Genomic DNA, 12,366 nt, shown 5'->3' on the forward strand with positions numbered 1-12,366 from the left:
GACATGATCATGTACAAGCTCTTCTTCGACCTCGTCTTCAAGCGGATGGACCCGGAGCAGGCCCACCACCTCGCCTTCCGCTGGATCCGCCTCGTCGCCCGCGTCCCCGTCCTGCGCACCTTCGTCGCCGCCGTGCTCGCGCCGCGCTACGAGGAACTGCGCACCGAGGCGCTCGGCCTGCGCATGCACGGGCCCTTCGGCCTCGCGGCGGGCTTCGACAAGAACGCCGTGGCCATCGACGGCATGTCGATGCTCGGCTTCGACCACATCGAGATCGGCACGGTCACCGGGGAGCCCCAGCCCGGCAACCCCAAGAAGCGGCTGTTCCGCCTCGTGCCGGACCGCGCGCTGATCAACCGCATGGGATTCAACAACGAGGGCTCCGCGGCCGTCTCCGAGCGCCTGGCGGCCCGTACGCCCGTCTTCCGGACCGTCGTGGGCGTCAACATCGGCAAGACCAAGGCCGTCCCGGAGGAGGAGGCCGTCGGTGACTACGTGAAGTCGGCCGAACGCCTCGCCCGGCACGCCGACTACCTCGTCGTGAACGTGTCGTCCCCGAACACCCCCGGGCTGCGCAACCTCCAGGCCACCGAGGCGCTGCGCCCGCTGCTCGGCGCCGTCCGTGAGGCAGCCGACCGCGCGGTCACCGGCCGGCGCGTCCCGCTGCTGGTCAAGATCGCGCCCGACCTCGCCGACGAGGACATCGACGCGGTCGCCGACCTCGCCGTCGAACTCGGCCTCGACGGGATCATCGCCACGAACACGACCATCGCGCGCGAGGGGCTCGGTCTGACGTCCGACCCCTCGGTGGTGAAGGAGACCGGGGGCCTGTCCGGAGCGCCGCTCAAGTCACGCTCCCTGGAGGTGCTGCGCCGCCTCTACGCGCGCGTGGGCGACCGCGTCACCCTGGTGGGCGTCGGCGGCATCGAGAACGCCGAGGACGCCTGGCAGCGCATCCTGGCCGGCGCCACGCTGGTGCAGGGCTACAGCGCCTTCGTCTACGAGGGCCCCTTCTGGGGCCGCGCCATCCACAAGGGGCTCGCCTCCCGCCTGCGGACGAGCCCGTACGCCACCCTCGCCGACGCGGTCGGCGCCGACGTGAGGAAGCCCGTATGAGACTGGAACCCTTCGGCGCGCGCCTTCGCCGCGCCATGGACGAGCGCGGTCCCCTGTGCGTGGGCATCGACCCGCACGCCTCCCTGCTCGCCGACTGGGGGCTCGGCGACGACATCGCGGGTCTGGAGCGCTTCAGCCGCACGGTCGTGGAGGCGCTGGCCGAGCGGGTCGCCGTCCTGAAGCCGCAGAGCGCGTTCTTCGAGCGGTTCGGGTCGCGCGGGATCGCCGTCCTGGAGAAGTCGGTCGAACAGGCGCGTGCGGCCGGGGCGCTGGTCGTGATGGACGCCAAGCGCGGCGACATCGGCTCGACCATGGCCGCGTACGCCGAGACCTTCCTGCGCAAGGACGCGCCGCTGTTCTCGGACGCGCTGACCGTCTCGCCGTACCTGGGCTACGGCTCGCTGAAGCCGGCGGTGGAACTGGCGCGCGAGAGCGGTGCGGGTCTCTTCGTCCTCGCGCTCACCTCGAACCCGGAGGGCGGCGAGGTGCAGCACGCCGTCCGGGCGGACGGACGCACCGTCGGAGCGACGATGCTCGGGCACCTCGCCGCCGAGAACGCGGACGAGCGGCCGCTCGGTTCCTTCGGAGCGGTCGTCGGCGCCACGCTGGGCGATCTCTCCTCGTACGACCTGGACATCAACGGCCCGCTCCTGGCGCCCGGCATCGGTGCCCAGGGAGCGACGGCGGCCGATCTGGCGGGTGTCTTCGGATCCGCCGTGCGCAATGTCGTCCCGAACGTGAGCCGGGGTGTTCTGCGTCACGGTCCCGACGTGATGGCCCTGCGCGAGTCCGCGGAGGGGTTCGCGGAGGAGATCAGGGCGGCCGTGGCGGCCGCCTGAGTCCTCCGACAGCCGTTCGACAGTCCTCCCACGAGTGTCCCGCGGGTGCCCCGAGTCTGAATACATTCTCAAATCCGGGGAGTTATGTCGGAAATGTCGGGCCCCAGGGAGGCTGACCAGGACTTTTCCTCTGTTCTCGCTGACTCCGGCGCACTTGCCCGCTAGTCTCCGTCGAGTGGGGCACCTCCCGCGGCCTCAAGGGGGCTGTGGGAGGGATCGGGCAAGCGTGTTGCTCGTAGCTCCCAGGTGTGGGGCGACTAGGTTCCTCACCGGTCCGTATCCGACAGTTCGACATCCGAGGTGACGTAGGCGTGGCTCTTCCGCCCCTTACCCCTGAACAGCGCGCAGCCGCGCTCGAAAAGGCCGCCGCGGCTCGCCGGGAGCGGGCCGAGGTCAAGAATCGACTCAAGCACTCCGGCGCGTCCCTTCACGAGGTCATCAAGCAGGGCCAGGAGAACGACGTCGTCGGCAAGATGAAGGTCTCCGCTCTCCTGGAGTCCCTGCCGGGCGTGGGCAAGGTCCGCGCCAAGCAGATCATGGAGCGACTCGGGATCTCCGAGAGCCGTCGTGTTCGCGGTCTCGGCTCGAACCAGATCGCCTCTTTGGAGCGCGAGTTCGGCGGTTCCGGCGCCTGAGTCCTGGACACCCCGGGATTGCTGGAATAATCGCTGTATGGCTGCAACATTCCGGGGGACGACCCCCGTGCCCCCGGACGTACGTCCGCGGCTGACCGTGCTCTCCGGCCCCTCAGGGGTCGGCAAGAGCACGGTCGTCGCTCATATGCGCAAGGAACACCCCGAGGTCTGGCTCTCGGTGTCGGCGACGACCCGCAAGCCCCGCCCCGGTGAGAAGCACGGAGTCCACTACTTCTTCGTCACAGACGATGAGATGGACAAGCTGATCGCCAACGGCGAGCTCCTGGAGTGGGCCGAATTCGCCGGCAATCGCTACGGGACCCCGCGTGCGGCCGTCCTGGAGCACCTGGAGTCGGGAGCGCCGCTCCTCCTGGAGATCGACCTCCAGGGTGCCCGGCAGGTCCGCGAGTCCATGGAGGACGCGCTGCTGGTGTTCCTGGCCCCGCCCTCCTGGGAGGAATTGGTCCGCAGGCTCACCGGACGAGGCACCGAAGCGCCCGCGGTGATCGAGCGCCGCCTGGAGGCGGCCAAGATCGAACTGGCGGCCGAGCCGGAGTTCGATGTCACCCTGGTCAACACCTCCGTCGAGGACGTGGCGCGTGAGCTGCTAGCCTTGGTGGAAGTTGTTTGATCTTTCAGGTCAATTTCCACCTTTCGGAAGGCAGAGCGTGTCCTCTTCCATCACTGCTCCCGAGGGCATCATCAACCCTCCGATCGACGAGCTTCTCGAGGCCACCGACTCGAAGTACAGCCTGGTGATCTACGCGGCCAAGCGTGCCCGCCAGATCAACGCGTACTACTCGCAGCTCGGCGAGGGCCTCCTCGAGTACGTCGGTCCGCTCGTCGACACCCACGTCCACGAGAAGCCGCTGTCGATCGCCCTGCGCGAGATCAACGCGGGTCTGCTGACCTCCGAGGCCGTCGAAGGCCCCGCCCAGTAGTCGTTCATTTGCTCATCCCAGGCCCGGCGGCGCGACTGCCGGGCCTGTGGTGTGTCATGGAGTCGTACGTTTCCGAGCCGGGGAGAGACGGTGGACAAGCCGAAGGTCGTTCTGGGGGTCAGCGGTGGCATCGCCGCGTACAAGGCCTGTGAGCTGCTGCGACGACTGACGGAGTCGGGCCACGACGTGCGCGTCGTGCCCACCGCGTCCGCGCTGCACTTCGTCGGCGCCGCCACCTGGTCCGCGCTCTCGGGCCATCCCGTCTCCACCGAGGTCTGGTCGGACGTCCACGAGGTCCCGCACGTCCGCATCGGGCAGCACGCCGATCTGGTGGTGGTCGCCCCGGCGACGGCCGACATGCTGGCCAAGGCCGCCCACGGACTGGCCGACGACCTCCTCACCAACACCCTGCTCACCGCCCGCTGCCCGGTCGTCTTCGCGCCCGCCATGCACACCGAGATGTGGGAGCACCCGGCGACGCAGGAGAACGTGGCCACCCTTCGGCGGCGCGGTGCCGTGGTGATCGAGCCCGCCGTGGGGCGGCTGACCGGCGTGGACACCGGCAAGGGGCGGCTGCCCGACCCGGGGGAGATCTTCGAGGTCTGCCGCCGCGTGCTCGCCCGTGGGGTCGCCGAACCGGATCTCGCCGGCCGCCATGTCGTCGTCAGCGCGGGCGGCACCCGCGAGCCCCTGGACCCCGTCCGCTTCCTCGGCAACCGCTCCTCCGGCAAGCAGGGGTACGCCCTCGCCCGTACCGCCGCCGCCCGCGGCGCCCGGGTCACGCTGATCGCGGCGAACACGGGCCTCGCGGACCCGGCCGGGGTCGACGTGGTCCAGGTCGGAACCGCCGTGCAGATGCGTGAGGCGGTGCTGAAGGCGGCCCCGGACGCCGACGTGGTGGTGATGGCCGCCGCGGTGGCGGACTTCCGCCCGGAGGTCTACGCCGCCGGAAAGATCAAGAAGAAGGACGGTCAGGAGCCCGAGCCGATCGTCCTCGTCCGCAATCCGGACATCCTCGCCGAGATCGCCAAGGACCGGGGTCGCCCCGGCCAGATCGTCGTGGGATTCGCCGCCGAGACCGACGACGTCCTCGCCAACGGACGGACGAAACTGGAACGCAAGGGCTGCGATCTCCTCGTGGTGAACGAGGTGGGGGAGCGCAAGACCTTCGGTTCCGAGGAGAACGAGGCGGTGGTGCTCGGGGCCGACGGCAGTGAGACCCCGGTGCCCCACGGACCCAAGGAAGCACTGGCCGAGACGGTGTGGGACCTCGTGACACACCGACTGGTATGAAGGCTCACCCATCCCTCCTGTCACCACAAAGCCAGCAAAAACGGGCGTGGCGAGTCTGGCGGAGAGTGATGGAGATGGCGCAGAATGCCCGTGCCGCAGGTCACAGGGGTTTCGAGAGGCGAGACAGGGGTCCCGCGGCTGAGTGCGACCGATAAACTGTTCTCGGACGACGCCGGGCGCAGCCCCCGTCCCGTCCACCAATGATCAGCCAGCAGCCGCTGCAACCACAGGGAGCGTTGTGTCCCGTCGCCTGTTCACCTCGGAGTCCGTGACCGAGGGCCACCCCGACAAGATCGCTGACCAGATCAGCGACACCATTCTCGATGCGCTCCTGCGCGAGGACCCCACATCCCGGGTCGCCGTGGAGACGCTCATCACGACCGGCCTGGTGCACGTGGCCGGAGAGGTCACGACCAAGGCGTACGCGCCGATCGCCCAGCTCGTTCGCGACAAGATCCTCGAGATCGGCTACGACTCGTCGAAGAAGGGCTTCGACGGAGCGTCCTGTGGCGTGTCGGTGTCGATCGGCTCCCAGTCCCCGGACATCGCGCAGGGTGTCGACACGGCGTACGAGTCCCGTGTCGAGGGTGACGAGGACGAGCTGGACAAGCAGGGCGCGGGCGACCAGGGCCTGATGTTCGGGTACGCGACGGACGAGACCCCGAACCTGATGCCGCTCCCGATCCACCTCGCGCACAAGCTCTCGCGCCGGCTGTCCGACGTCCGCAAGAACGGGACCATCCCGTACCTGCGTCCCGACGGCAAGACCCAGGTCACCATCGAGTACGACGGCGACAAGGCGGTCCGTCTGGACACCGTCGTCGTCTCCTCGCAGCACGCCTCGGACATCGACCTGGACTCGCTGCTCGCTCCCGACATCCGCGAGTTCGTGGTGGAGCCGGAGCTGAAGGCCCTCCTCGAAGACGGCATCAAGCTGGAGACCGAGGGCTACCGCCTGCTGGTGAACCCGACCGGCCGCTTCGAGATCGGCGGCCCGATGGGCGACGCCGGCCTCACCGGCCGCAAGATCATCATCGACACGTACGGCGGCATGGCCCGCCACGGCGGCGGCGCCTTCTCCGGCAAGGACCCGTCCAAGGTCGACCGCTCCGCCGCGTACGCCATGCGCTGGGTCGCGAAGAACGTCGTCGCCGCGGGCCTCGCCTCGCGCTGCGAGGTCCAGGTCGCCTACGCCATCGGCAAGGCCGAGCCGGTCGGTCTGTTCGTCGAGACCTTCGGCACCGCCAAGGTCGACGCCGAGAAGATCGAGACCGCCATCACGGACGTCTTCGACCTCCGTCCGGCGGCCATCATCCGCGACCTCGACCTGCTCCGCCCGATCTACGCGCAGACCGCCGCGTACGGTCACTTCGGCCGCGAGCTGCCCGACTTCACGTGGGAGCGCACGGACCGGGTGGAAGCGCTGCGCAAGGCCGTGGGCCTGTAGTCCCGAAGGCTTCGTCAGAGCCGTGAGGCCCGGTACCCCTCGGGGTGCCGGGCCTCACGGCTGCCCGGAAACCTCCGGTCCCGGCGGGCCGTCGTCCGTACGCTGGTGATCTCCCGGTGCGATGGCCGCGGTTACTTCGGTGGAGTACGCCCATGGCGTGCGGTGAATCTGGATCACGTTCCGCTGCCGCCCGGATCTCGGGAGAACCGCCGTCGTCCCGCCCGGTGCCGTGGCGAAGGCGCCCCGAGGGCGTTCACGATCCGCGGCCGGCCCGATCGCGGGCGGGCGGCGCTGTCGGTGCGGTCTGGTAGGAATACTGCTGTGAGCAGCGCGAACGGGCACCCGGCAGAGGGCGCGGACGGCGCGGGTGGCGCGGACGGCGCGCCGCCCGAGCAGCTTGCGCTGATCCGGGAGACCGTGCGCCGGGCCAAGGCGCCGAAGGCGAAACCGCGGACGTGGCGGGGAGCCGCGCTGGCGAAGGAGCTGCCGGTCGCGCGGGTGCTCGTCGACAAAGGGGTGCTGCACCTCGACCGCTACTTCGACTACGCCGTGCCCGAGGAACTGGACGAGGCCGCGCGGCCGGGCGTGCGGGTGCGGGTGCGGTTCGGTGCCGGCGGACGCAATGTGCGGGACGGCCGGCGCGAGGGCGGCGGTCTGATCGACGGATTCCTCGTCGAACGGGTCGCCGAGTCCGACTACTCAGGGCCGCTGGCGGCCCTCGCGCAGGTCGTCTCGCCCGAGCCCGTCCTCGGACCCGAACTGCTCGGACTGGCCCGTGCCGTCGCCGACCGGTACGCGGGATCACTCGCCGACGTCCTGCAACTGGCCGTTCCGCCCCGGCACGCCCGAGCCGAGGCCCGCGAGTCGCCGGCGCCTCCGCCGCCCCCCACCGCACCCGACCCCGGGACCTGGCGGCGGTACGGGCGGGGCGCGGACTTCCTCGCCTCGCTCGCCTCCGGCGGTGCCCCGCGCGCCGTGTGGACCGCGCTGCCCGGCCCCGAGTGGGCCGAGGAGATCGCCCGCGCGGTGCAGGCCACACTCGCCTCCGGGCGCGGCGCGCTCGTCGTCGTACCGGCCGGGCGGCCCGCCGCCCGTGTGGACACCGCGCTCACGGCCCTGCTGGGGAAGGGCCGGCACGCCGTGCTGACCGCCGACGCCGGCCCGGAGAGGCGCTATCGCGAGTGGCTCGCCGTACGACGGGGGTCGGTACGGGCCGTGGTCGGCACCCGGGCCGCGATGTTCGCGCCCGTGCGGGATCTGGGACTTGTCGTCGTCTGGGACGACGGCGACGCCGGACACAGCGATGACAACGCTCCCTTCCCGCATGTCCGGGAGGTGCTGGAACTACGGGCCTCGCGCGACAAGTGCGGCTTCCTGCTGGGTAGTTGGACGTGCACGGTGGAGGCGGCGCAACTGATCGAGAGCGGTTGGGCGCTGCCGCTGGCCGCGGACCGGGAACAGGTGCGCGCCGCCGCTCCGATGGTGCGGACCGTCGGCGACGGAGATCTCGCGCGCGACGAGGCCGCTCGGGCCGCCCGGCTGCCCACGCTCGCCTGGCAGGCCGTCAGGGAGGGGCTGCGGCACGGGCCCGTGCTGGTCCAGGTGCCCCGGCGGGGATATGTGCCCCGGATGGCGTGTGCCCAGTGCCGGGCTCCCGCCCGGTGCCGGCACTGCGCGGGGCCGCTGGAGGCGCAGGACGCCCAGGCCCTGCGCTGCGCGTGGTGCGGGCGGGACGAGGCGGCCTGGCACTGCCAGGAGTGCGGCGGGTTCCGGCTGCGGGCTCAGGTCGTGGGCGCCCGACGCACCGCGGAGGAACTGGGCAGGGCCTTCCCCGCGGTGCCGGTGCGTACGTCCGGGCGGGAGCAGGTGCTGGACACGGTGCCGGCGTCGCCCGCGCTGGTGGTGAGCACGCCGGGGGCGGAGCCCGTCGCCGAGGGCGGCTACGCGGCGGCACTGCTGCTGGACGGCTGGGCGATGCTCGGACGGCCCGATCTGCGGGCCGGGGAGGACGCGTTGCGCCGCTGGACAGGGGCCGCCGCGCTGGTCCGTCCGCAGGGGGCGGGCGGCACGGTGGTGGTCGTGGCCGAACCGACCCTGCGGCCCGTGCAGGCGCTCGTACGGTGGGATCCCGTCGGGCACGCGGTGCGTGAACTCGCCGAGCGGGCCGAGCTGGGATTTCCGCCGGTCTCCCGGATGGCGGCGGTGTCCGGGGCGCCGGAGGCGCTCGCCGGGTTCCTCGCCGCCGCCGAACTGCCGCCCGACGCCGAGGTGTTGGGGCCCGTGCCGCTGCCGGCCGGCGAGGCCGGGCGGCCCCGGCGTCCCGGTGGGCCGCCGCCCGGGGAACCGGGGGAGCGGGTGCTCGTCCGGGTGCCCCCGGGGAGCGGCGCCGCGCTGGCGGCCGCGCTGAAGAGCGCGCAGGCGGCGCGGCTGGCGCGCGGCGGGAGCGAGCCCATAAGGATCCGGATCGATCCGCCCGACATCGGGTGAGATCCAGTGCAGGCAGGTGCAGGCAGGTGCAGGCAGGTGCAGGCAGGTGCAGGCAGGTGCAGGGAGGCGCAGAGGGGGAGGAGCAAGGGGGGAGCGGCGGACGTAGGACTGCCTCCCGGGGGCCTTTGTGCCGGGAGGCAGTTGCCGTCTCGGGGGCCGGTCAGCCGTTGCGCGGTGCCGGGAAGGCCGTGGACCTGACCTCGTCGCGGAGCGTGGGGCTGCCGGCCGTCGGCTGGGTCGGCATCGAGCGGGCGGCGGGGACGATCGGCATCGAGGGGAGGGCGGTGTTGACGGCGACCGCGCGCGTGTCGGTCGTCTCCGTGGCCCGCTCCGCCTCGGCGGCGGCCTGGGCGGCGGCGCGGCGCGCGCCGTAACGGCGGTGCACCGCCTGCTTGGTGACCCCGAGGGCCGAGCCCACCGCGTCCCAGGAGAAGCCGAGTGAGCGGTCGAAGTCCACGGCGGCCGTCACCAGGGTCTCGACGCTGTCCCGGAGTTCCTGGGCGAGACGGACGGTCGGGGCGGGAGCGCGTCCGTAGACGACGAAGCCCGTGGACGGGCCGGAACGGCGCGGGCGGTAGACGTTGCCCAACTGGGCGGTGAGCGTGCGCAGTGCGTCCACCTGCCGGCGGACCCGCTCGATGTCCCGCACCAGCAAGTGCAGGCTGGCCCGAGCCTGGGCGTCGTGGGTTGCGTGGTCGGCCATGAACAAGCCTCTCGAACCGGCGTTGAAAAGGATCGGACCGCTCATCCGCAGCCCGCTGTGGTCAACTCTTTCTTGACCAACGCGTGGACGGGTGAGTGGTCACGCTGCGGGGGCGCAGGGGCATATGCACGGGGCGCGTCCTCATCTGTACGCCCCCCGTTGTGGGGTGGACGCGCCCCCTCGGGCCGCTGGGCGGCCCGCGCCGCCCGCACCGCACCGCCCGCGCCGCCCGCACCGCATCGCCCGCGCCGGTGCGCGGACCGCCCCCGACGTGGTGATCCGCGGGCCGCACCGTCCGCGCGGGCCCGAGGCCTTGGCCCCGTGCGGAACCCCCGAGCCCTTGGGCCGCGCGCGGCATAGACTGGTGCGCTGCCCCGTGCTCCGCCTGAACCGGCACGCGCGCGGGGGATGGAAGAGCTCCCGCCCGAGAGGCCAACCGCCACCCATGAAGCTCGTCTTCGCAGGTACCCCCGAGGTCGCCGTTCCCGCCCTGGACGCCCTGATCGCCTCCGGGCGGCACGAGGTGGCCGCAGTCGTGACCCGGCCGGACGCGCCGGCCGGACGGGGGCGACGGCTCGTCGCGAGTCCGGTCGCCGTGCGGGCGGAGGAGGCCGGGATCGAGGTGCTCAAGCCCGCCAAGCCCCGGGACGAGGAATTCCTGGCCAGGCTGCGGGAGATCGGCCCCGACTGCTGTCCCGTCGTCGCGTACGGGGCGCTGCTGCCCCGGGTCGCCCTCGACATCCCCGCCCAGGGCTGGGTCAACCTGCACTTCTCCCTGCTGCCGGCCTGGCGCGGCGCCGCCCCCGTCCAGCACGCGATCATGGCCGGCGACGAGATCACCGGCGCCACCACCTTCCTGATCGAGGAGGGCCTCGACTCGGGGCCGGTGTACGGCACCGTCACCGAGGAGATCCGGCCCACCGACACCAGCGGGGACCTGCTCACGCGGCTCGCCTTCGCCGGATCGGGACTGCTCGCCGCGACGATGGACGGGATCGAGGACGGCACGCTCAAGGCCGTACCGCAGCCCGCCGACGGCATCAGCACCGCGTCGAAGATCACCGTCGAGAGCGCCCACGTCGACTGGACCGCCCCGGCGCTGCGCGTCGACCGCGTGGTGCGCGGCTGCACTCCCGCCCCCGGCTCCTGGACCGTCTTCCGGGACGAGCGGCTCAAGCTCATCCAGGTCGCCACGGTGCCCGACCGCACGGACCTGGCCCCCGGCGAGCTGTTCGTCGCCAAGAACAACGTGTACGTGGGCACCGGTTCGTACGCCGTCGAGCTGCTCTGGGTGCAGGCCCAGGGCAAGAAGCCGATGCGCGCGGCGGACTGGGCCCGCGGGGTGCGGATCGCCTCCGGCGAGCGCCTCGGCGTCTGACGTCGGCCCTGCGGCGTACGCTGATAAGCGCATCTTTTTCCTGGATCCGGAGCACCTTTTTCGTGACTGAGCAGCCCCGTCGGCCGCAGAAGCCCGGCAAGCCCTACCGCCGCCCCCAGAAGGACCCGGTCCGCATGCTCGCCTTCGAGGCGCTGCGGGCCGTGGACGAGCGGGACGCGTACGCGAACCTCGTCCTGCCGCCGCTGCTGCGCAAGGCGCGGGAGAAGGGCGACTTCGACACACGGGACGCGGCGCTCGCCACCGAGCTGGTGTACGGCACGCTGCGCCGCCAGGGGACGTACGACGCCGTCATCTCGGCCTGTGTCGACCGGCCGCTGCGGGAGGTCGACCCGCCGGTCCTCGACGTGCTCAGCCTCGGCGTCCACCAGTTGCTCGGCACCCGCATCCCCACGCACGCCGCCGTCTCCGCCTCCGTCGAGCTGGCCCGGGTGGTGCTCGGCGACGGGCGGGCCAAGTTCGTGAACGCCGTGCTGCGCAAGGTCGCGCGGCAGGACCTCGACGCCTGGCTGGAGCAGGTCGCGCCGCCGTACGACGACGACCCCGAGGACCATCTCGCCGTCGTGCACTCGCACCCGCGCTGGGTCGTCTCCGCGCTGTGGGACTCGCTGGGCGGCGGCCGGGCCGGCATCGAGGACCTGCTGGAGGCCGACAACGAGCGGCCCGAGGTGACCCTCGTCGCCCGGCCCGGACGCTCCACCGCCGAGGAACTCCTCGACGCCCTCGACGAGGACTCGGCGCTGCCCGGGCGCTGGTCGCCGTACGCCGTGCGGCTCACCGAGGGCGGGGAGCCGGGCGCCATCGACGCCGTCCGCGAGGGCCGCGCGGGCGTCCAGGACGAGGGCAGCCAGCTCGTCGCGATCGCCCTCGCGAACGCGCCGCTCGACGGGCCCGACCGGGCCTGGCTGGACGGCTGCGCCGGACCCGGCGGCAAGGCCGCGATGCTGGCGGGCCTCGCCGCCCGGCGAGGCGCGACGCTGCTCGCCTCGGAGAAGCAGCCGCACCGGGCCGGGCTCGTCGCCAAGGCGCTCGCCGGGAACCCCGGCCCCTACCAGGTCATCGCCGCCGACGGGACCCGCCCGCCGTGGCGGCCCGGCACCTTCGACCGGGTGCTCATGGACGTTCCCTGCACGGGCCTGGGCGCGCTGCGCCGCCGTCCCGAGGCCCGCTGGCGTCGCCGCCCCGAGGACCTCGACGGCTTCGCGACGCTCCAGCGCGGGCTGCTGCGTACGGCGCTCGAATCGGTGCGGGTCGGTGGTGTCGTCGGGTACGCGACCTGTTCGCCGCACCTCGCCGAGACCCGCGCGGTCGTCGACGACGTCCTCAAGCACTTCGAGGGCGGCTCCGCCGAACTGTTCGACGCCCGTCCGCTGCTGCCCGGCGTGCCCGGCCTCGGGGACGGCCCCGACGTACAGCTCTGGCCGCATCTGCACGGGACGGACGCGATGTACCTGGCCCTGATCCGCAGAACCGGCTGACCCCACGGCGCGACCGGCGCGTCCGGCCCGT

11 protein-coding genes are annotated in these 12,366 nt (G+C 72.4%); 10 read left to right on the top strand and 1 reads right to left on the bottom strand.

What is annotated here, in order from left to right:
• Positions 1 to 9 precede the first annotated feature (9 nt).
• The 8 genes from OHT01_RS32490 to OHT01_RS32525 all read left to right on the top strand — a co-directional run bounded on the left by OHT01_RS32490 (position 10) and on the right by OHT01_RS32525 (position 8,758).
• The gene (locus tag OHT01_RS32490; RefSeq protein WP_328556663.1) at positions 10 to 1,116 is read left to right on the top strand and encodes a quinone-dependent dihydroorotate dehydrogenase; all 1,107 of its coding nucleotides are present in this window, start codon (positions 10 to 12) and stop codon (positions 1,114 to 1,116) included.
• Positions 1,113 to 1,955: an orotidine-5'-phosphate decarboxylase gene (gene pyrF, locus OHT01_RS32495; RefSeq protein ID WP_328556664.1), complete on the top strand. Its 843-nt coding sequence runs from the start codon at positions 1,113 to 1,115 to the stop codon at positions 1,953 to 1,955. Before OHT01_RS32490 ends, pyrF begins: the two co-directional genes overlap by 4 nt.
• Before the next feature lie 311 nt (positions 1,956 to 2,266).
• Positions 2,267 to 2,590 carry an integration host factor gene (locus OHT01_RS32500; protein WP_081223334.1) on the top strand — a complete coding sequence of 108 codons (324 nt, stop codon included), beginning with the start codon at positions 2,267 to 2,269 and terminating at the stop codon, positions 2,588 to 2,590.
• Positions 2,591 to 2,627: 37 nt separating this feature from the next.
• Positions 2,628 to 3,221, top strand: coding sequence for a guanylate kinase (gene gmk, locus OHT01_RS32505; RefSeq protein ID WP_328556665.1), 594 nt, complete (start codon positions 2,628 to 2,630; stop codon positions 3,219 to 3,221).
• A gap of 37 nt (positions 3,222 to 3,258) precedes the next feature.
• Positions 3,259 to 3,531 (top strand): DNA-directed RNA polymerase subunit omega, encoded by a 273-nt coding sequence (gene rpoZ, locus OHT01_RS32510; protein ID WP_003982715.1) that lies wholly within the window; start codon positions 3,259 to 3,261, stop codon positions 3,529 to 3,531.
• A gap of 90 nt (positions 3,532 to 3,621) precedes the next feature.
• A complete protein-coding gene (gene coaBC / locus OHT01_RS32515) occupies positions 3,622 to 4,824 on the top strand; it encodes a bifunctional phosphopantothenoylcysteine decarboxylase/phosphopantothenate--cysteine ligase CoaBC (protein ID WP_328556666.1) in 1,203 nt (400 codons plus the stop codon).
• A 238-nt stretch (positions 4,825 to 5,062) separates the two neighbouring features.
• Positions 5,063 to 6,271, top strand: a complete 1,209-nt coding sequence (gene metK, locus OHT01_RS32520; RefSeq protein WP_328556667.1) for a methionine adenosyltransferase — start codon at positions 5,063 to 5,065, stop codon at positions 6,269 to 6,271.
• A 321-nt stretch (positions 6,272 to 6,592) separates the two neighbouring features.
• On the top strand, positions 6,593 to 8,758 hold the full coding sequence (locus tag OHT01_RS32525; RefSeq protein WP_328556668.1) for a primosomal protein N': 2,166 nt from the start codon (positions 6,593 to 6,595) through the stop codon (positions 8,756 to 8,758).
• Between the two features lie 160 nt (positions 8,759 to 8,918).
• On the opposite strand, the gene OHT01_RS32530 is transcribed toward OHT01_RS32525, so the two are convergent.
• Complete coding sequence (locus tag OHT01_RS32530) at positions 8,919 to 9,461, bottom strand: hypothetical protein (RefSeq protein ID WP_328556669.1); 543 nt, start codon at positions 9,459 to 9,461, stop codon at positions 8,919 to 8,921.
• 445 nt (positions 9,462 to 9,906) lie between these two features.
• Here OHT01_RS32530 and fmt point away from each other — a divergent pair, with 445 nt between their 5' ends.
• Together fmt and OHT01_RS32540 are read left to right on the top strand one after the other, a co-directional pair.
• Complete coding sequence (fmt, locus tag OHT01_RS32535; RefSeq protein WP_328556670.1) at positions 9,907 to 10,839, top strand: methionyl-tRNA formyltransferase; 933 nt, start codon at positions 9,907 to 9,909, stop codon at positions 10,837 to 10,839.
• Positions 10,840 to 10,901: 62 nt separating this feature from the next.
• Positions 10,902 to 12,335: an RsmB/NOP family class I SAM-dependent RNA methyltransferase gene (locus OHT01_RS32540; RefSeq protein ID WP_328556671.1), complete on the top strand. Its 1,434-nt coding sequence runs from the start codon at positions 10,902 to 10,904 to the stop codon at positions 12,333 to 12,335.
• Positions 12,336 to 12,366: the final 31 nt, after the last annotated feature.

It is taken from the genome of Streptomyces sp. NBC_00358 (assembly GCF_036099295.1).
Classification (GTDB): domain Bacteria; phylum Actinomycetota; class Actinomycetes; order Streptomycetales; family Streptomycetaceae; genus Streptomyces.

Coding starts and splice junctions, on each gene's coding strand:
- OHT01_RS32490 (WP_328556663.1), top strand. CDS start 10: ATGTACAAGCTCTTCTTCGACCTCGTCTTCAAGCGGATGGACCCGGAG.
- pyrF (WP_328556664.1), top strand. CDS start 1,113: ATGAGACTGGAACCCTTCGGCGCGCGCCTTCGCCGCGCCATGGACGAG.
- gmk (WP_328556665.1), top strand. CDS start 2,628: ATGGCTGCAACATTCCGGGGGACGACCCCCGTGCCCCCGGACGTACGT.
- OHT01_RS32530 (WP_328556669.1), bottom strand. CDS start 9,461: ATGGCCGACCACGCAACCCACGACGCCCAGGCTCGGGCCAGCCTGCAC.
- fmt (WP_328556670.1), top strand. CDS start 9,907: ATGAAGCTCGTCTTCGCAGGTACCCCCGAGGTCGCCGTTCCCGCCCTG.